The sequence below is a fragment of the Flagellimonas aequoris genome (assembly GCF_003584165.1).
Classification (GTDB): Bacteria; Bacteroidota; Bacteroidia; order Flavobacteriales; family Flavobacteriaceae; genus Flagellimonas; species Flagellimonas aequoris.
Genome location: NZ_QXFJ01000027.1, coordinates 19,898 through 40,201, shown reverse-complemented (window position 1 = coordinate 40,201; position 20,304 = coordinate 19,898). Strand labels below are relative to the sequence as shown.

General features: G+C 45.2%; 17 protein-coding genes and 1 tRNA gene. 17 read left to right on the top strand and 1 reads right to left on the bottom strand.

What is annotated here, in order from left to right:
• The first annotated feature begins 4 nt into the window (after nucleotides 1-4).
• The gene (gene murQ / locus D2U88_RS11470) at nucleotides 5-817 is read left to right on the top strand and encodes an N-acetylmuramic acid 6-phosphate etherase (protein ID WP_119640904.1); all 813 of its coding nucleotides are present in this window, start codon (nucleotides 5-7) and stop codon (nucleotides 815-817) included.
• An 8-nt stretch (nucleotides 818-825) separates the two neighbouring features.
• Here murQ and D2U88_RS11465 read toward each other — a convergent pair whose 3' ends face one another.
• On the bottom strand, nucleotides 826-1,944 hold the full coding sequence (locus tag D2U88_RS11465) for a PQQ-dependent sugar dehydrogenase (protein WP_119640707.1): 1,119 nt from the start codon (nucleotides 1,942-1,944) through the stop codon (nucleotides 826-828).
• 155 nt (nucleotides 1,945-2,099) lie between these two features.
• On the opposite strand from D2U88_RS11465, the gene D2U88_RS11460 reads away from it, so the two are divergent.
• The 16 genes from D2U88_RS11460 (at nucleotide 2,100) to D2U88_RS11385 (ending at nucleotide 20,267) form a co-directional block, all read left to right on the top strand.
• Nucleotides 2,100-10,409, top strand: coding sequence for a T9SS type B sorting domain-containing protein (locus D2U88_RS11460; RefSeq protein ID WP_119640706.1), 8,310 nt, complete (start codon nucleotides 2,100-2,102; stop codon nucleotides 10,407-10,409).
• 148 nt (nucleotides 10,410-10,557) lie between these two features.
• Nucleotides 10,558-10,631, top strand: a tRNA-Pro gene (locus D2U88_RS11455).
• A 222-nt stretch (nucleotides 10,632-10,853) separates the two neighbouring features.
• Complete coding sequence (locus D2U88_RS11450) at nucleotides 10,854-12,128, top strand: site-specific integrase (protein ID WP_036385944.1); 1,275 nt, start codon at nucleotides 10,854-10,856, stop codon at nucleotides 12,126-12,128.
• An 84-nt stretch (nucleotides 12,129-12,212) separates the two neighbouring features.
• The gene (locus D2U88_RS11445) at nucleotides 12,213-12,596 is read left to right on the top strand and encodes an ArsR/SmtB family transcription factor (RefSeq protein ID WP_036379075.1); all 384 of its coding nucleotides are present in this window, start codon (nucleotides 12,213-12,215) and stop codon (nucleotides 12,594-12,596) included.
• Nucleotides 12,589-13,191, top strand: a complete 603-nt coding sequence (gene merTP, locus D2U88_RS11440) for a mercuric transport protein MerTP (RefSeq protein ID WP_036379073.1) — start codon at nucleotides 12,589-12,591, stop codon at nucleotides 13,189-13,191. The genes D2U88_RS11445 and merTP overlap by 8 nt, the downstream gene beginning before the upstream one ends.
• A 2-nt stretch (nucleotides 13,192-13,193) precedes the next feature.
• A complete protein-coding gene (locus D2U88_RS19715; RefSeq protein WP_081894160.1) occupies nucleotides 13,194-13,406 on the top strand; it encodes a GDCCVxC domain-containing (seleno)protein in 213 nt (70 codons plus the stop codon).
• Nucleotides 13,407-13,514: 108 nt separating this feature from the next.
• Nucleotides 13,515-13,847 (top strand): ArsR/SmtB family transcription factor, encoded by a 333-nt coding sequence (locus D2U88_RS11430; RefSeq protein WP_036379071.1) that lies wholly within the window; start codon nucleotides 13,515-13,517, stop codon nucleotides 13,845-13,847.
• Nucleotides 13,848-13,915: 68 nt separating this feature from the next.
• Nucleotides 13,916-14,548: a hypothetical protein gene (locus D2U88_RS11425; protein ID WP_036379070.1), complete on the top strand. Its 633-nt coding sequence runs from the start codon at nucleotides 13,916-13,918 to the stop codon at nucleotides 14,546-14,548.
• The gene (locus tag D2U88_RS11420; protein WP_036379069.1) at nucleotides 14,545-15,015 is read left to right on the top strand and encodes a DUF6428 family protein; all 471 of its coding nucleotides are present in this window, start codon (nucleotides 14,545-14,547) and stop codon (nucleotides 15,013-15,015) included. Before D2U88_RS11425 ends, D2U88_RS11420 begins: the two co-directional genes overlap by 4 nt.
• 16 nt (nucleotides 15,016-15,031) lie before the next feature.
• Nucleotides 15,032-15,664, top strand: a complete 633-nt coding sequence (locus D2U88_RS11415) for a low molecular weight phosphatase family protein (RefSeq protein WP_036379068.1) — start codon at nucleotides 15,032-15,034, stop codon at nucleotides 15,662-15,664.
• 3 nt (nucleotides 15,665-15,667) lie between these two features.
• Nucleotides 15,668-16,714 carry an ACR3 family arsenite efflux transporter gene (gene arsB, locus D2U88_RS11410; RefSeq protein WP_036379066.1) on the top strand — a complete coding sequence of 349 codons (1,047 nt, stop codon included), beginning with the start codon at nucleotides 15,668-15,670 and terminating at the stop codon, nucleotides 16,712-16,714.
• 2 nt (nucleotides 16,715-16,716) lie between these two features.
• Complete coding sequence (locus tag D2U88_RS11405; protein ID WP_036379065.1) at nucleotides 16,717-17,487, top strand: metallophosphoesterase family protein; 771 nt, start codon at nucleotides 16,717-16,719, stop codon at nucleotides 17,485-17,487.
• A 322-nt stretch (nucleotides 17,488-17,809) separates the two neighbouring features.
• A complete protein-coding gene (locus tag D2U88_RS11400) occupies nucleotides 17,810-18,406 on the top strand; it encodes a sigma-70 family RNA polymerase sigma factor (RefSeq protein ID WP_051947131.1) in 597 nt (198 codons plus the stop codon).
• A gap of 85 nt (nucleotides 18,407-18,491) precedes the next feature.
• Complete coding sequence (locus D2U88_RS11395) at nucleotides 18,492-18,728, top strand: thioredoxin family protein (protein ID WP_051947130.1); 237 nt, start codon at nucleotides 18,492-18,494, stop codon at nucleotides 18,726-18,728.
• Between the two features lie 12 nt (nucleotides 18,729-18,740).
• Nucleotides 18,741-19,715 carry a permease gene (locus D2U88_RS11390; RefSeq protein ID WP_051947129.1) on the top strand — a complete coding sequence of 325 codons (975 nt, stop codon included), beginning with the start codon at nucleotides 18,741-18,743 and terminating at the stop codon, nucleotides 19,713-19,715.
• A 12-nt stretch (nucleotides 19,716-19,727) separates the two neighbouring features.
• The gene (locus tag D2U88_RS11385) at nucleotides 19,728-20,267 is read left to right on the top strand and encodes a sigma-70 family RNA polymerase sigma factor (RefSeq protein WP_051947128.1); all 540 of its coding nucleotides are present in this window, start codon (nucleotides 19,728-19,730) and stop codon (nucleotides 20,265-20,267) included.
• The last annotated feature ends 37 nt before the right edge of the window (nucleotides 20,268-20,304 follow it).

Genomic DNA, 20,304 nt, shown 5'->3' with positions numbered 1-20,304 from the left:
AGTGGTGGAAAAACACATTAAGATAACGGAGAAACCGTCTTTGTACGACCGACTGGAGGAGATGGATGCGTTGGAGATCGTGGCCAACATCAATAATGAGGATAAGAAAGTGGCCCATGCCGTGGAGCAGGTTTTGCCCAATGTGGCCCAAGTGGTGGAAGAAACCGCAAAGCGCTTTGAAAAGGGAGGTCGTTTATTTTACATTGGAGCGGGCACTAGTGGTAGGTTGGGCATTTTGGACGCTTCAGAGATTCCACCCACCTTTGGGATGCCCTATGATCGTGTGATTGGTTTGATTGCCGGAGGTGACAGTGCCATTCGTAAGGCGGTGGAATTTGCCGAAGACGATACAAAGCAGGCTTGGAAAGATCTTCAGGAGTATGATATTAATGACAACGATGTTTTGGTAGGGATTGCCGCATCAGGAACCACACCTTATGTATTGGGTGGTATAGCAGATGCCAAGGCACACGGTATCTTGACGGTAGGTATCACGAACAACCCAGGGTCGCCATTGGCCTTGGATTCGGACATTCCGATAGAAATAAATGTTGGACCGGAGTTCTTGACAGGCAGCACACGTATGAAGAGTGGTACCAGTCAAAAGTTGGTACTCAATATGATTTCCACCGGACTTATGATCCGCATTGGGCGTGTGAAAGGCAATAAAATGGTGAACATGCAGCTCAGCAATACCAAATTGGTGGATCGTGGAACCCGATACATTATGGAAGAGTTGGGCTTGAGCTACGAAGATGCGGAAAAGGCCCTTAAAAAATATGGTTCCGTTAAACTGGCCGTTGATGCCCTAAAATAAGTCTAGGGCTATTTAGGGACCAATTTGACAATGCCTTTGCCTTCAATACCTACATAAATGTAGCCATCGGGTGCTTGGCGAACATTTCGGACCCTACCCATACCATCCAATAACTTTTCCCGATAGACGACCTTGTTATTCTTGAGTTCCAATCGTTCCAAATATTGAAAGGCCAGTGATCCAACCAATAGATTTCCTTTCCATTTTGGATATTTGTCAGAGGTTACAAATGTCATCCCAGAGGGAGCAATGGAAGGTGTCCATTGATAGATAGGTTGTTCCATTCCAGGCTTGGAAGTCTCGTCGGTAATTTTTGTTCCACTATAATTGATTCCATAGGTGATGACCGGCCAGCCGTAATTTCTTCCTTTTTGGATAATATTGATTTCGTCACCACCCCTAGGGCCATGTTCGTGCTCCCAAAGTTCTCCCGTTTCTGGATGGAGTGCCAAACCTTGGGGGTTTCGGTGCCCATAACTGTATATGGCCTTTTTGGCATTGTTGATTCCAACGAAAGGATTGTCTTTTGGAATGCTGCCATCGTCATTTATCCTGTAAATTTTTCCGCCATCCCTTTTAATGTCCTGCGGATTTACATCCCTATCGCCCCGTTCCCCAACAGAAAAGAAAAGATAGCCGTTACGGTCAAACTCCAACCTAGAACCAAAATGTTGCCCGCGAGTGGAGTTGGGCACTGCTTTGTACAACAGTTGTTGGTCCACAAGCTTATTATTGGAAAGCTTGGCTCGCAAGATGGCCGTGTTTCCACCTTTCCCATCGCCGTCACTGGAGGCATACGAAAAATAGATCCAACCATTCTCCTTGTATTTGGGATGCAGTTCAATATCCAATAATCCTCCCTGACCACGATTGTATACTTCTGGAACATTCTCAATTTCTATATTTTTTCCTGACTTGTGTAAAATCAATTTCCCTGACTTCTCCGAAACAAGAATTCCACCATCTGGAAGAAAAGCCATGCCCCAAGGGTTCTGGATGCCTTCAACCACGGATTCTACAGTAAAATCAAGGGTTTTGGGAAGATTTACGCTTTTATCTGGCTGTTGGGCACAGGATGTACTGAGCAGTACAACGAAAAAATAGGCAATTGACAGACTTTTTTTCATAGTTTTACGTTGAAATAACAGATTTTATAGATAAACGGTTACTTTTTGGTAATCGGGTGTGTTGAAGATAAAGAGATTTTTATAAGAATAGATAATTACTTTATAGAATATTAAGGTCCCAAATCTGAAATATTCTCTTAACAAGACTTAACCCTATGCTCCCACAGAAAACAAGGCATTTGCTATATGTCGTGTTGTTGGTGTTCATATCAATCTTCGGTTCCACGGTATTAGCAAAAACAGGTGTCAACGGGATACTGACCAAAGTGGTATCCTCCATCACCGAGACAGTTACAGAAGAAAAAGCATCGGTCAACACGGCCGAAGCCCCCACGGAAACCGGGGAAGATCAGTTCCCGACAAGTACGGCGATGTTCGCGACCATTATCATGGGCGCCAATGAAGAGGTGGTGTGTCCCAACGATGGTAGCACATTGGCCAAGTTCTTTTTGTGCGGGACCAGTGATATCCGAACCATTTCCCTTTCCCAATCCGGAAGTACGTACCAATGGCAGAAATTGGATCCCAATACTTGTGCGGCCACGGTTGTGGATGATTGCCCTACCATTAACGGAGCCTGTACTTGGAATACTGTGGGTACCGGTGCAACTTATAACCTTTCTACCGCAGGCGAGTTTAGGGTGCGGGTAAATTCAGGGCAGTACTATTACTTTAAATCCACACTCAATCCATTGGATCCGCAATTGATCAAAGAGGATATCATCTGTGGAAATCCGGGAAGGGTAGAGGTCACCAATGTACCTGCTGGGTACGAATACAGTTTGAGCAGTCCATCTGGACCGTACCAAGATACTCCTTATTTTGACATTACTTCTCCCGGCGACTATCGGGTCTATGTGCGTTTGAAAAACGTTTCAGGTAGTGCATGTGTGTTCCCTTCCAACTTGGTGACCGTAGGTGATCTGGACATCAATGTGGATGTTACGGCAAATGATATTTTGTGTAGTGGGGAGTTGGGCAGCATCGATGTGCAGGTTTCTGGCGTTCCTGGGTTTTATACCTATCGATTGGTGAAAAACGGGGTGACCGTGGACACTTTTGGACCAAATGGTGCGGATACCTATACCTTTGCCAATGTAAGTCCAGGAACTTATAGCATCAGGGTGGAGACCAATAATTGTTCTGAAACCGTCACTAATGATGTTAACGGTGATCCAATCGTAATCGGTGGGGGAATCAGTCCTTTGGCCGTTTCGGCTACGGCTTCTGACAGTTTTGGCTGTGGGGCCACATCCGTGAATGTAAATCTGACCACTTCAGGAGGTACGGCTCCTTATCGTTTTAGTGTGGATGGTGCTCCTTTTGGTTCGCCTTACTCTGGAACCACTAGTTTTTCGGTAACCGCAGCTGGAACCTATTCTATTTTGGTTGAAGATGCAAATGGCTGTCAGCGAAGCGCATCAGTAGACGTTCAGGATATTCCACCACCCGTTTTCAACATTGTAGAGCAAGATGCCAATTGCGGTGGAGCCAATGATGGTAGGGTTACCATCAACGTGACCAATGGATTTGGCTATGAAATCGAATACAGTATCAACAACGGGGCTACCTTTCAGATAAGTAATGTGTTTTCCAACTTGGCCCCTGGTTCCTATAATGTGGTGTTAAGGTATGAGCAGGATTCCTTTACCTGTACCACGGCACCTCAATCGGCAACCATTGGCACACCATCGACCATTACGGCAACGGCTACGCCAAATACTATTCCTTCCTGTACCAATGAAACTGGAGGACAAATTACTATTTCCGGGGTATCCGGGGGAACGGCACCTTATGAGTATAGCATTGGTTCCGGCTTTGGTACCAACCCAGTATTTCCGAATTTGGGTGTGGGAACTTATACACCCATGGTGCGTGACGCCAACGGTTGTGTACAGGCACTTCCTGATGTGGTGTTCAACGCATTGAACAAACCAACGGATCTTGCTTTCAGTATTTCAAGTTTGGATTGTATCACCACCACCGCCTCTGTTGATGTTTCGGTAACTGGTGGTACGGGTCCTTACACTTATGAAATCATTGCACCAACAGCTAGCGCCATCAATAATGGTACTAACAGTACTTTTACAGGATTGGGATTGGGTACTTACACCTTTAGGGTGACCGATACCGAAGGTTGCTCCTACGATGAAAATTATGCCATTACCGATATCAGCTCCATTGGTGTTGCCGCCCAACAGACCAAAGTGGTTACCTGTGTAGACGATTCGGATGGGGAAGGCCGCTATTTGGTGGATGGATTTAATTCAACCTACAGCTACAGTATCGATGGTGGATCAGTTTTTACAGGACAAAGTAGTGGTATAGTGCCCTTAACGGGATTATCCGCAGGAAGTTATGTGATTTCCGTTACCGACGAAGAAACCAATTGTACCGATATGGCTACTTTGGTTATCGAAGAACCTTCCACGGCATTTGCGATTTCTGGGTTGGATGTTACCGCCATGAGCTGCCAGAATGGAAATATTGGTGCCGTGCGTATCAATACCGTTGGTGGATGGGGAGGTAACCGTTATACCTTGATCCAACCCGATAGTTCCGTACGTGGGCCTAAAAATGGAAGCACGTTCTCCAACCTATCACAAGATGGAACCTATCAAGTAAGTGTTACTGATGCCAACGGATGTACGGTAACCGATAGTTTTACCTTGACCCGTTTGGATGCTCCAACCTTGACCTTGGATAATGGGGCTTCGGATTTCTGTTATGACAATTTTACGGCTTCCACTTTAGTGGTCAACGCCTCAGGAGGATTGGCACCATATCAATATCGAATCAATGGTGGGGCTTTGGGGGCCAGTAATAGCTTTTCTGGATTAACCCCAGGTACTTATACCATTGAAGTGGTGGATGCCAACGATTGTAGAGATACAGTCACGGCTACTATCGCACCTCAGGTTATTGCAAATGCGGTCACCATTCAAGAATTGGATTGTGCGGGACCTCCGGGACAAATCCAGGTGAATATTAGTAATGGCTATACTTCAGGTGGCAATTATGATATTTATGAAGTGAGTATCAACGGGGCACCGTATACTTCGGACAATAACAATATTACAGGGACCTCCTTTGTGTATAGCATACCCAATGATGGTTCCATTATTTCGGATACCACATTCCAGTTTATGGTTAGGGATAGCCGCGGTTGTACCACGGAATCCAATATGGTGACCATTTCACCACCTGAGACCATTGCAGGATCTGTAGTAGGAATCGATACCCAGTGCGGGAACAATACGAGCGGAATAGTACAATTGATTCCCGATACCACTCAAGGGGTGCCTCCATATGAATTCAGTAATGACAACGGGGCCACTTTTGGAAGCCAAAACTTCTTTTCTGGTTATGGTCCAGGCACCCATGGAGGATTTGTGATCCGTGATAGTAGGGGGTGTGTGAGCCCAGAATATTTTGCGACCATCGCTGCCAGTGATCCTTTGGATGCCACGGTGACTCCAACGGATGCCATTTGTTCGGCTGGGGCAGTGAACGGTTCCATTTCCACAACCATCAACAATGGTGTAGCACCATTTGATTATATTTTGTTGGATGTTGCCGGTAATTTGGTAGCCTCCTCCACAGGAACTGCAAGTACTACCGTGAACTTCCCAAATCTTCCTTTGGGCAATTATACCGTGGTGACCACCGATGCTTCAGGATGTGAGGATCGTGATGAAGTGATCATCGATCAAAATCAGTTGGATTTGATTCCTTTAGATCCTATTCCTTCCGATTGTTCGGACACTACCTTCCCATATCGTGTTCAAGCTATTGGGGGAACGGCACCTTACGAGTTTAGATTGGTGGGAGATCCTATTTTTCATCCTCCAACATCTGGAAATGATACGTATGACTTCACAGGTCAAGTAGTTCCCGGTATCACCTATTTTGTTGAAGTGAGGGATGCCAATGGCTGTACCTATATTGAAGAAATTGATCCTATTGGGCCATCCAATCCAGTGGCAGTTGTGGCCACGACCACCGCTGCATCCTGTAATGTATCAGGTAGTGGTTCCATCGATTTTGAGGTCAGTGGCATATCCGGAGCTGGGAATTTTACACTCACTTTACAAAATACCGACACAGGCGCAACTGTTTCCGGACCAACTGCTTACACAGGCGAAACAATACCTTATAATGGTACCTTTAACGGATTGGCCCCAGGTAATTACCAAATAGTGGTCCGCGACGATGTAAATGGTTGTAGTGGAAGTACCTTGGTCTTTATTGGCTTTAGTTCACCATCCATCACCATTGATAATTTTGTGGAAGCGACCTGTAATGCTGGGGCTTTGGTCACCGTTAGAGGTTTTGGTGGAACGGAACCTTTCAATTATGCTTATGTGCCATCAGGAAGCCCGGCTCCTACCGTTTTTGCATCGGCGACCACTTTTGAAATTCCAGGTCCATACCCTGCCGATTATGATTTCTATGTTCAGGATGCCAACGGTTGTACGGCACTGACCACACTGACGGTGACCCAGGAAGCCGGAGTGCCAAATCCGGTTATCAACGTGGTGAACCAGTGTACCGCAACCAGTGGTTATCAAATTGATATGGTTTCTCCGATATCCACAGGGTCGGGACTGCCCGAAGAAACCTTCCAATACAATATTGGTAGCGGATTCCAAACGGCCACCACTTTTACCGTGCCTAACCCTGGAACCTATTTGATCACAGTACGAGATGGCAATGGTTGTACCAATACGGTAACCGCAGAAGTATTCGATTTCTTTGCCATTACGGCAGATGCTACTTCGTTTCCAACTTGTAATGCGGGGGATGGAGTAATCACGGTGAACACCACTGGAGGTAGTGGCAATTTTGAGTTTCAGCTTCGGGATGCCAATACCTTGGCCAATATTGGTCCAGCACAGAGCTCCAATGTTTTCAATAGCGTATTGCCAGGGGATTATAATATTTTGGTTACAGACCTAAGTTCCAATACTTTCCCATTGTGTTCCGATGAAGCCATCGTGAATGTATCTACGGTCAACAGTCCGATCATTACGGCCACGCCAAGTAGTGATGTCACTTGCTATGGATCGAACAATGGGACCATATCAGTGGAACTGCAACCGGGTAGTGATACCGATACTCCACTGAGCTATATTCTGTATGACGGTTCTGGATCAACTATCTTGGCGGGACCCCAAGGTTCCCCCGTTTTTGATGACCTTCCACCCAATACCTATCAAGTGGAGGTGGTTTCTGATAGAGGCTGTACCGATCGTTCTTCCGATATCATCATCATTGAGCCTGCAGATTTAACCGTTACTGCGGTCAACACACAATTTACGTGCAACCCGTCCAGTAACCAGTTCAGTACGGCAACCATTACCGTTTATACGGATACCAATGGGGATGGAACAGGAACTGCAACGGGAACAGGTCCTTATACCTATAGCATGAATGACGGTACGCCACAATTTGATGGTACCAATTTCCAAACCAGTAATACTTTTGAGGTCATTGATAACGGTACCAACCAGACCATTATTTTGACCGCAAGAGATCAAAACGGTTGTGAGCAGACTTCTACGGTAACCATCGATACTCCAACGGATATCACTTTTAGTTACAATGTGAACCAAATTACCTGCGATGCTTCGGGTACGGGTGTCGCTCCGGGTTCCATTGATATCATCATAAATGAAGGCCCTGGAAACTATGAGGTTGAAATCTTGCCATTGGGCTCGGAACCTGCAAGAAGTTCAGGAGGGACCGATCGTGTTACCTGGGACATTGCGACTCCCGGAGACTATATTTTTGCTGTTACCGATGTAGGCAGTGGGGGATGTTCCTATTTGACTGCCACCATCAACATGCCCGAATATAACAACATCGAAGGGGTCATTGCCGAGGTTCAACCTGTTACTTGTTTTAATGGAAATGACGGGGTGATCAGTCTACAGATCAACAATTATAGTGGGGTGTATAATTATGAAGTATTCAGCAGAAATAGTTCAGGAGTTGAGACTTCTACTGGTGTTACGGGCACTTTTGATACTAATGCACCCTTAAACACTCCGGAACTTATTCCAAATGTACCTGCAGGTAATCTTGTAGTGCATATTGAGGCGATGGATTCCCCATTCTGTGATGAGGTCAGTAATGTGGTTACGGTCAGGTCTCCGGATAGGGCACTTACCGTAAGTGCTGTCCAAACTTCTCCAGTGACCTGTAATGTGCCCGGTTACGGTGAAATTACCGTGGCTGGCGATGGCGGTTGGGGAACCTATCAGTACCAATTGATGGATTCGGGTGGAAATATCTTGGTCGATTACCCTAATACCAATCCGGTATTTGAGAACTTGTCGACTGATACGTACACTATCAATGTTAGGGATTTGAGGGGATGCGAATCATCTACCAACATCAATCTACCATTGCCAACACCGATTGCCGCGGATATCCAAATCGTACAGCAACTGGCATGTAACAATGATAATAATGGTATCATAGAAGCATATAATGTAGGTGGAGGACAGGGCCCCGGTAATTATCTGTACCAATTGAACCGGATTACGGATGGTACCAATAGTGGTCTTCAGACCACCCCAACTTTTGCTAATTTGTCGGCTGGGGATTACACCATCACCATTTTTGATGGTTGGAACTGTAGTTATACCACGGTTCCGATTACCGTTCAGGATCCAGAAATTGTGGTGGCGGAATTGGTGGAACTTCAACCTCCGGGTTGTGGGGATTTGGGTAGAATGGAACTGATGGTCACCAATCCAGAACCGGGAGTGGATTATTTCTACCGCAGATCGGGGACCTCTGACCCCTTTGTGCCGTTCGGAGCTGGAATGACCAGTGTGGAAATTGCAGCCGATATTACTCTGGACCCAGGGCCATTCCAATATGATGTACAAAATTCCAACGGTTGTCCGTTCGAAAGATCGAACCAGATTTCATTGGACCCCGCCGCGCCTTTAGTCATTGCCTTGGACTTGACCAATGCGACCATCAATTGTGCCGGGGAAGCGACCGGAATCATCCGTTCAGAAGCCTTTGGCGGTATAGGAAGTTATGTGTATACCTTGGTGAATTCGAATACGGTGCCACCCAATGCATCTACTATTGTTCGTCCTGCCCAAGCTTCCGGTATCTTTAGGGAATTGAACCCGGGAACCTATTATGTATATGCGGAAAGTGGAGGATGTACCGCCATTTCGGACCCCATCGTCATCGACCCAAAACCACCATTGGTGTTGGAGTATTTGGAAGCTGTACCAGTAATGTGTGCGGGAGACGCCAACGGACAGATCATTATTGAGGCGAGTGGAGGTACAGGAGCCATTAGATATTCCATTTCGGACAACTTGAGTGAATTTTTTGAAGGGAATGATCCAAATAATCCGAACAGAAGAACGTTCACGGATTTACCACCAAGAACCTACGATATCATCATTCAGGATGATTTGGGTTGTACCATTACCAGAACGGTGGAGATAACCCAGCCTATGGAATTGTTGGCAGGGGTAATTTCAACCACACCGGAAACTTGTATGGGCGATGGTGATGGCACCATGACCCTTCAGGTAACAGGGGGGACAGCTCCGTATTTCACCAGTGTGAATTCTGCCGACGATGCCGATTTTGTACAAAATGATACCATGTTCTTTGATAACCTGCAAGGTGGGGAAACCTATGTGGTTTTTGTTCGGGATGCCAATGGATGCCAGACCAATGTAATTGCGGAAATCGGTATTGGAGTGGATATTGTGGCCGAACCTGTTGTGGAATATGGCTGCGAAGGAATATTCCCAAATAGTACCACTACCATCAAAATTGCGGATAGTTCACAACTTTCGGAGCTCTTATTTTCGTTGGATGTGGATGATGTTCAATTGGCGACTGACCAAAGAACCTATGGAGATTTGTCACCAGGGGAACATACGGTATATATTTATCATGCAAACGGATGCGTAACCTTCGTAGAGTTTGAGATCGACGCCTATGAACCGTTGACCTTGGAAGCCATAAAAACTGGGCCTAATGAAGTAACCGCAATGGCCACGGGAGGATTTGGAGGATATGAATATTTCTTCCAAGGGGAATCCTATGGTGAGGTGAATATTTTCAATATTAATGTAGATTCCAATATCAACATCATGGTCCGTGACCAAAATGGATGTGTGGCCAATCTGGTGATGCCCTTTAATTTTGAAGGAATGCCAGAAATGCCGAATTTCTTTACTCCCGATGGTGATAACCTAAATGATTATTGGTATCCGGAAAATCGAGAGTTTTTCCCGGATATTGATGTCATCATTTATGACCGATATGGCCGGGTAGTGGCTCGATTGGACCAAGTGAAGAAATGGGACGGAAACTATGAGGGCAAACCGTTGCCCACAGGGGACTATTGGTATGTGGTTAATGCGAATGACAGGGAAAAACAGCGCTTTGTAGGGCATTTTACCCTATATCGTTAAAGAGTTTAAGTGTTGACAACCAAGAGGATATCTTAATACAAAATATAAATCCCTGTTCATGTGCAAGAATGGGGATTTTTAGATTTGTAAAAGTTGCAAGGGGAGTAGGTTAAATATCATCAAAATTTATATTTTTGCAATCCATTTTCGGGATGTGGCGCAGTCTGGTAGCGTACACGCATGGGGTGCGTGTGGTCGCTGGTTCGAATCCAGTCATCCCGACGAACCATGGTTTTATGACACTAAGTAAAACCTTAATTAATTGAAAACCAGAAAATTAATTTTTTCTGGTTTTTTTTATTTCCATCTGAAACCATCGGTGAGGATGTCCTATAGAGTGTCCTATTTTTGTCGGGAAAAATTCCCTAAATTGTACTTCCATTATTGATTTTTCGTGTGATTTGACTTTCGCTTCAACCAATGTTTCACTTAAAGCGAGAACACATGAATACCTCTAACTCCTTCAGTATCAGTTTTTGGCTGAAAAAATCAGGAAGAAAAAAAGATGGACGGTTTCCAATTTATGTCCGGATCAGATGTAAAGGAAAAAATGCAGATCTCAGTGTCCATAGATCAACTTTTGAAGAACGATGGTGTCCTATTTTGGGAAAAATGGACCATAGGGCCAGTGAATCCGTTGTTGTAAACAAATATCTGGACGACGTCCGTGCAAAGTTGCTGGAATGCCATCGGCAACTTAGTGCCGAGAGTAACTTTATAACGGCACAATCCATCAAGCTTCGATATCTGGGAAAGGACAAGGTGATGCTCACCCTATTGGACCTTTTGGAGTACAACCGAACCTATGAGTTGCCCAAACTGGCCAAAGGGACGGTCAAGAACTATTCCTCCACAGAGACCTACCTGAAACGCTTCATTGCCAAAAAATATCGGGTACCCGATATTGGGCTGGCCTCGATAGACTATGCCTTTTTGATCGAGTTTGAAAACTTCCTGCGGAACTGCGAACCCATCAAATCGTTCCAGACATTGAACAACAACGGTATCATGAAACATATGCTGCGGTTCAAGAAATTGGTGACCATGGCCTATAAATTTGATTGTATCCCCAAGAATCCCTTCAATCTGTATAAAGTGAAAATGGAGGATTATGACAGTGCTTTCTTGGAAGAGGAGGAAATTCTGGCGCTGGACCAATTGGAATTCGAGGAAAAGGGCATGGAACTGGTCCGGGATATTTTCCTTTTTGCCTGTTATACCGGACTCAGCTACATAGAGATCAAACTTCTCAATCCCAATGGTATCGTATCCGGTATCGACGGGGAACTCTGGATCGATGTAAAACGCCAAAAGACCAAGACCGAAGTGAAGGTTCCCCTATTGCCCAAAGCCAAGAAAATCTTGGAGAAGTATGTGGATTTTCCCAAAAATGAAAATACCGTTCTTCCAGTGTATTCCAATCAAAAGGTGAACCAATACCTAAAGATCATTGCACAAAGGGCAAATATTGATAAGCACCTAACCTTCCATGTGGCCAGACATACCTTTGCAACGACAATCACCTTAATGAACGACGTGCCCATTGAGACCGTTTCCAAACTCCTCGGGCATACCAAGCTTTCAACGACCCAAAAGTATGCTAGGGTCGTGGAAAAGAAAATCAGCAAGGACATGGCCCAGTTGAAGGAGAAATTGGGAAGCGGGCAAAGTAAAGCGAACGACAATTCGGAATATCCGACCCTAAAGATTATCAGGTAATGTGACCCAGGGCTTGATATTGTTCTTTTGCCACCCATTTATTTTAGAGTTTGCTAAAATAATAAATTACTGTAACTTCGTAGTATGGATAAGAACATATGCATACGTTTGGAGGCGGATGCCAAACAGATAATGGAATGCAGGGAAACTATGCAAAATTTGGAAAATTCCATGGACTCCCTTTCAGGGATAATGAATTTAATGGGCAATCCGGTTCGGCTTAAGATTCTCTACCTTTTGAACCAAGAGCAACGCTTATGTGTCTGTGACCTTAGTGATATACTGGAAATGAATGTATCCGCAATTTCACAACATTTGCGCAAGCTCAAGGACAGAAATTTGATCACATCCCAAAAGGAAGGCCAGATGATCCATTATTCCTTGGTGACCGATCATTCGCCGTTACTTTTTCCAATTTTTGACCTGCTCGATAAAAAAGAACAAATAAAACCAGTAAACCATGAATAACAAGAAAACCTTAATGGGATCTTCCATTATTTTGGCCATGGCCACCTCCCTTTGTTGCATAGGACCACTTTTGGCCATTGTGGCCGGAACATCTGGCCTGGCGTCCAATTTTAAGTTTTTGGAACCGTTCAGACCGTATTTGATCGGAATTACGGGTTTGGTTTTGGTAGTGGCGTGGTACCAACAGTTAAGGACAGTCGCCAAAAAGGAAATAGACTGTGCATGCGATACGGACGAAAAGCCGGCCTTTTGGAAGGGTAAAATTTGGTTGATGACCATCACGGTCTTTGCCTTAGCGATGCTTGCCTTTCCCTATTATGCCCAATCTTTGTACCCGAAACAGGAAGCCAAGGGTCAAACGAACTTTTTTGCGAGCCAAGATGTCAAGGAAATCAATATTCCGGTCGTGGGAATGACATGCAGTGGGTGCGAGGCACATATTGAACACGAGGTCAATGGACTTGATGGGATCATCATGGTCAAGGCAGATTACCAAAAAGCCAATGCACAGATAATGTACGATCCCGCCAAAACCACCAGGGATGCTATCGTGAACGCCATTTTGAAAACCGGATACACCATAAAGGACCAGTGATAATGGATATCAATCTGTACTCTACAATTACCTGTCCGCATTGTGGCAATTCCAAAGAGGAAAAGATGCCTACGGATTCTTGTCAGTTCTTTTATGAATGTGAAAATTGCGGCTCCATTCTAAGGCCCAAAAATGGCGATTGTTGCGTGTATTGTTCCTTTGGTTCGGTGGCCTGTCCCCCCATTCAGGCAACATCCGGATGTTGTGGTACATGACCAAGTGACCCTGAAAATTTGTAAAGCCTTGGTTTGAACCTAAGTATTTTTATCGAAAATCTTTTTATGTTGAATCAATATATTGTAATTTTGCGATAAAATAATGATATGGGACTGGCAAAGACCGAAATATTTACCGAAAACCAGAATGAGCTCGCCCTCATCGGTAAGGTATTTGCCCATCCCGCCCGGATTGCCATATTGCAGCACCTCTTCAAGGTCAAGGCCTGTGTCTGTGGTGACCTTGTGGACGAGATAGGACTGGCACAGCCTACGGTTTCACAACACTTGAAGGAACTCCGGAACATGGGACTCATCAAGGGCGATGTGGAGGGCACCAGTGTCTGTTACTGTGTCAATGTGGCAAATTGGAACGAAATGAAGGATAAGTTCAAGGCATTCCTCGATCAGGGGATTGAACTGGACCAAGAGTGCTGTTAGTATTTTTTTGAACCCATTAATCGTTTTATTGCGATTAACTAATAAACTGAAACCATAAAATAGAAACCATGAAAACAAAAATGATCCTAACCATGGCACTGCTGCTGTTGTGCCTCCCATTGACCACACATTCCCAGGAACTGAGGGGAAAGATCCAACGCTCCGTAAAGGAACTGAAGACCGTTTTTCCCCAGATACCCAAAGAAAAGATCCAGCTTTTGGACCAACTCGCCGCCAGAATGGTGTCCAATATGGGGGAGACCCCTTATACCGTTGTATTTGTGGACCAGGACAATGACGATATGGGCCAATTGGCCATGATCTGGCTCAGGACGGGCCTTATGTACTACGGATTATATGACAGGTTCAAGGTGGAATCCGCTGGTCTGGATACCGCCAATGAGACCCTTCCCGGTCTGGCCCTGCTGAAGAACGATGGGTTCAGGGTCTCCAATGCGCAGGGCGAATCCCTGTTCACGTATTCGGTCCGCTATGGCTCCGATAGTTGGACCATCAACAGAGAGACCCTCGAATCCTTACATTTGGACGAGGACAGCAGTGTCAAGGTATATGTACAGGATGGGCTGACGGACCGAAATGCAGAGGTCCTTTTTGAAAACAAGGCCGTCATCGCGGGGGAAATGATCTATGTCGCCACCCAGGTCGATGCTATTATCAAAGCTAAAATGAACAATCCATGAAATTATCAGAAGTAAAAGAAGTACTGTCCCGATTGGAAACCCTTGGCTTCCAATTGCCCACCGGGGAAATGGTCCCCGGACATTTCCATGTCACCGAAGTGGGGAAGATTCACAAACACTTTATAGACTGCGGGGGAACCGTGCGCCATGAGGAAGTGGTCAGTTTCCAACTGTGGGAGGCCAACGACTATGACCACAGGTTGCATCCCGAAAAGTTGGTTCATATCATCGAACTGTCCCAAAAGGTATTGGAAATAGAGGACTCACTGGAAGTCGAAGTGGAATACCAGGGCACTACTATCGGAAAATATGGCCTTGCCTTTGATGAAGGGCATTTTCTGTTGACCACCAAGATGACCGACTGCCTTGCCAAGGACCAGTGTGGGGTCCCCGAAAAGAAACCAAAGGTAAGACTGTCCCAATTGAAAAGTGAGCCCTGCTGTTCCCCGGACGGCAATTGTTGCTAAATCTTAATTCTATATAATGACTACGACCACAACTAGCCTGTTCCCTGAAATAGCGGGATTCATCACAACCTTGAAACTGGATGCCGTTTCCCCGGAGCGTAGGGAAATCCTTGATCCCCTTGCCGGGTTCATACAGTCGAAAGTTTCCGAAAATCAGGAAATACGCCTGAATTTCATTTGCACCCACAATTCCAGGAGGAGCCACCTGTCACAGATATGGGCACAGGCCATGGCTTTCCATTTCAACATCAAGAACGTATTTTGCTATTCGGGGGGGACCGAAGCCACGGCCCTGTTCCCGATGGTGGCGGAAACCTTGGGGAAACAAGGGTTCCAGATCCAACAGCTTTCACAGGGACAAAATCCTGTCTATGCCATCAAATATGCGGAAAATGCCCATCCGGTGATCGGGTTCTCCAAGAAAATGGACGATGCCTTCAACCCCAGTTCCGGCTTTGGGGCCATCATGACCTGTGATTCGGCCAATGAGGCCTGTCCCTTTGTGCCCGGTGCGGAAAAGCGCATCCCCATCACCTTTGAGGATCCCAAGGCCTTTGACAATACCCCGCAACAGGCCGAGAAATACCTTGAAAGGAGCATACAGATAGCAACGGAACTTTGGTATGTATTTTCACAGATCAAATCATAACACATGGCAGTAAAAAAATTGAGCTTTTTGGACAGGAACCTTACCCTTTGGATCTTTATCGCCATGGCGGTAGGGGTCGGTATCGGTTACTTCTTCCCGTCCTTCCCCGACATCATCAATTCGTTCAACAGCGGCACCACTAACATCCCCATTGCCATAGGTCTCATCCTGATGATGTACCCACCTTTGGCAAAAGTGGATTATAAACTGTTGCCCAAGGTGTTCAAGAACACCAGGATCTTGACCATTTCCCTGGTGCTCAACTGGATCATCGGCCCCGTGTTGATGTTCGTCCTGGCCATCCTCTTTTTGAGGGACTATCCCGAGTATATGGTCGGATTGATATTGATAGGTTTGGCCCGTTGCATTGCCATGGTGCTGGTCTGGAATGACCTGGCCGAGGGCAGTGCGGAATATGGTGCGGGACTGGTGGCCCTGAACAGTATCTTCCAAGTGTTTGCCTACAGTTTCTATGCGTGGATCTTTATCACCGTTTTGCCCCCATATTTTGGCTTTGAAGGGGCCATTGTGGACATCTCCATAGGGACCATAGCGGAGAGTGTGGCCATTTATTTGGGCATCCCCTTCCTTATGGGCATCCTTAGCCGAACGATATTGGTCCGGATCAAAGGGGAACAGTGGTATGCCCAAAAGTTTGTTCCCGCCATTTCTCCCATGACCTTGATCGCCCTGTTGTTCACCATTGTGATCATGTTCTCCCTCAAAGGGGAACTTATCGTGGAGATTCCCATGGACGTGGTGGTGATCGCCATACCCCTCTTGGTGTACTTTACCCTGATGTTCATCATTGGGTTCTTTTTCACCAAGGCGATGGGTGCCGAATATGACAAGACCGCTTCGGTGGCCTTTACAGCAGCCGGGAACAACTTTGAGCTCGCCATTGCCGTGGCCATTGCCGTCTTCGGACTGGATTCCGGCCAGGCCTTTGCAGGGGTCATCGGGCCCTTGGTGGAAGTTCCTGCCCTGATTCTGTTGGTAAGGGTCGCCTTTTGGTTGCGCAAAAAGTATTTTAAACCGCAAACCGCATAAGGATGAAAATTGCACTCTTCTCGGACATCCACGCCAACCTTCCTGCCCTTGAGGCCTTTTTTGTGGATGTGGAAAAACATAGGCCGGACGCCATCTATTGCCTTGGGGACCTTGTGGGCTATAACATCTGGCCCAACGAGGTGGTCCATGAGATCAGAAAACGCCGGATACCCACCATTGCGGGCAACTATGATTTTGGCATCGGACGCAACAGTGATGATTGTGGCTGTGCCTACAAGAGCGATGAGGAAAAGGCGAACGGGGCAATTTCCATATCCTATACCAACTCCATTATGGGGGATGATGAAAGGGCCTACCTGAAAAACCTTCCATCCCATATCAATGTGGAGTTCAAAAGGAACGATGAAACAGTGAACCTACTCCTGGTGCATGGAAGCCCAAGACGAATCAACGAGTATCTTTTCGAGGACCGGAAGGAGAAGAGCCTGGTACGCATCCTGCGGGATGCAAATGCCGATATCCTCTGTTTTGGACATACACACCAACCCTATCACAAGGCCCTTTTGGATTATGATGGAGGCACCATATACCGCCATGCGATAAATATCGGATCCATCGGAAAGCCCAAGGATGGCGACAATAGGGGATGCTATGTGCTGTTGAACATGGATGGGAACTTCCGTAGGCCGGACAAGAATAGCATCCATGTGGAGTTTGTACGCTTCGAATATGATGTCGAAAAGGCGGCCAAAGCCGTTGAGGGCAGCATATTGCCCAACGCTTACGCTGGAGCATTGAGAAAGGCCCATTGATTATTTTTTAAGGCCTTAGTCTAAATATTTTCTTGTAAGACAATCCAAATCTGTGATGAATTTTGTAAGGAACAATGTAAGTACAAGAATATAACAGGCAACTTGGTGGAAATATTTTCCATTGTAAATCTACCCTTGATCAGCATTTAAGGGAATTGAAAACCATGGTCAGTTACAGGGAAATTTTACCACTACTAAAGCTTCATCCTTAATTGACAAAGGAAATAGGAAGAGTGAAAAATAAAAGTTTCACCAACCTCTTTGTATACATATCCTGTGTAGGCTGGCACACCATTAAACCGAAAGCCATAAAAGCAAAGCCATGAAAAAGAAATGTTGCGATATTAATGAACAGATCGAAAGTTTCTACAGTTATTTAAAATACTTTACCTTAAAAAAGGTTCGGGATGAAACCATTGCGGAAGATATTGTGCAAGAGGTAATGCTGAAACTGGTCGAGTCCTATCAAAAAAATAGGGAAATTGAAAACATCAAGGCCTGGCTGTTTCAAGTTGCCAGAAATACCATTTATGACCATTTCAAAAAGAGTGCCCCAATTGTTGAACTTAGTGATGTAAAGATACTTGAGGCAACTGAACCAACCAATCTGGAGCTATCCGTGTATGATCATATGATACCCATGATCCAGTTCCTTCCCAAAAAATATGCCGAGCCTTTACAATGGAGTGACATCGACAAACTATCCCAAAAAGATGTAGCTGAAAAGCTGAACTTGGGGTATTCGGCTGCAAAAATGCGGGTGCAAAGGGCAAGAACAAAGCTAAGGGAATTATTTGTGGAATGCTGTGATATCGTATATGATGCCAATGGCAACTTCGTCAATTGCTCTGTTAAGGAATCGTGTATCCCGTTAATAAACCACTTGGTTGATTTTCAGGCATCCACAAAGTACAAATAGGTAGAATCATTTTTTTATTGAGAATTGTGTCTTTTGACACGCCATTTTAGACTACATAGTAAAGTTTATTTAAAATTACTGAACTATGAGTACTGAAGTCAAAATTTTACATTCATCCTGCTGCGCCACTGCATCCCCCATAAGGGCACAAATCGAAAAAATTGCCAGTGAAAACCATCTGGACGTAAACATCACCGAGTTTTCTGACCTCAAGGACACCATGCCCTACGGGGTCCTTACCTTTCCTGCATTGGTCATTGACGGGAAGGTTTATGACTATAAAAAAGTCAGCAACGACAAGGTGTTATTAGCAATTCTTTAAAACGTTTTTAAGATGGAAATCTTTACAAAACTGCTTACCCGACTGGCAGACTATGTTGTCCATGTCCTTTTGGGTATTCCTGATACGGATACATTCGGCTCAGCATTACACTATTTCATCATTGCCTTTGGCTCTATTTCCATTCTGGTTGTGCTGGTGACCTATGTAATGGGAGTGGTAACAAGCTATTTGCCCATGGAAAAAATCCGGGATTATTTGGAGAAACACAAAAAATCAGGTCTTGGGAATGTTGTGGCCTCCTCTTTGGGTGCCTTGACACCTTTTTGCTCGTGTTCTTCCATTCCTTTGTTCGTGGGAATGATGCAGGTCAGGATCCCACTGGGAATTTCACTTTCCTTCCTCATAACCTCACCCTTGGTGAACGAAATCGCTATTGCCATTTTCTGGTTGGGCTATGGTTGGAAAGTTACAATAGTGTACCTACTTTCAGGAATCGTCTTGGGGGTGATCGGTGGAATTATCCTGGAAAAGATGGGTATGGCCAAATATGTGGCAGAATGGCTCAAGGACAATGAATGGAAAGCGCATTCGAGGGAAAAGGATAGCAGAAATTTGCTGAAACGATTTCCTGGAATTCATCGGGAGGCCATTCGGACCCTTAAAAACCTTGTCCCCTATATTTTTATAGGAATTGCAATAGGGTCATTTATCCACGGCTATGTCCCCGAGTCATTTTTTGGCACCTATATTTCAAAATCCAACCCTTTTGCGATTCCCATTGCCGTATTGGTATCGATTCCATTGTACATTGATGCGGTTGGAATCCTGCCCATATTGGATTCGCTCGTTGACAAAGGGGTTCCGTTAGGGACGGCCATGGCCTTTATGATGGGTTCGATCGGACTTTCCATCCCCGAAGGCCTGCTGCTCCAAAAAGTGATGCAAAGGCAGTTGATCATTGCCTTCTTTTCAACTATTGCCATTGGAATGATCATTTCCGGTTATTTGTTCAACCTCCTTTTTTAACAACCTATACTTATGAAATGTGATATATTCAATATTTGGGAAGACCTTCGGACTGATTTAAGGAACTATGTGGGCAAGCGTGTTTACAATGAGCATGATGTTGATGATATAATGCAAACGATTCTTATCAAGGTCATAACATATTGTGAGAAAAAAAATGACGTAAGATATATAAAGGCTTGGTTATACAGGATTGCACAACATACAATTTTTGACTTTTACAAGAAGCCAAGAAAGACCACACTTGTTGACCTGGAACAGTTGCACCTGTTTGTTCCGGATGAATATGATGAAAACGTCTTTGTTTGGCTCGATAAGTTTATAAATGGTCTCCCTATCGACTATTCAACTCCCTTGAGACTTTCGGATATAGAAGGCCTTCCGCAGAAAAGTATTGCCGCGCATCTGGGCTTGACATTATCGGCAACAAAGTCAAGGATCTTAAGGGCAAGGAAAAAGGTTAGGGCAAAGTTTGATGAATGTGGTGAAGTTGAATATTCTGAAAACCAAATGTGGAGATTTACCATTACAAAATCCTGTTGCCTATCATAATTTTGTATAAACCTGCATCCTTTGTCCATTTTCCATG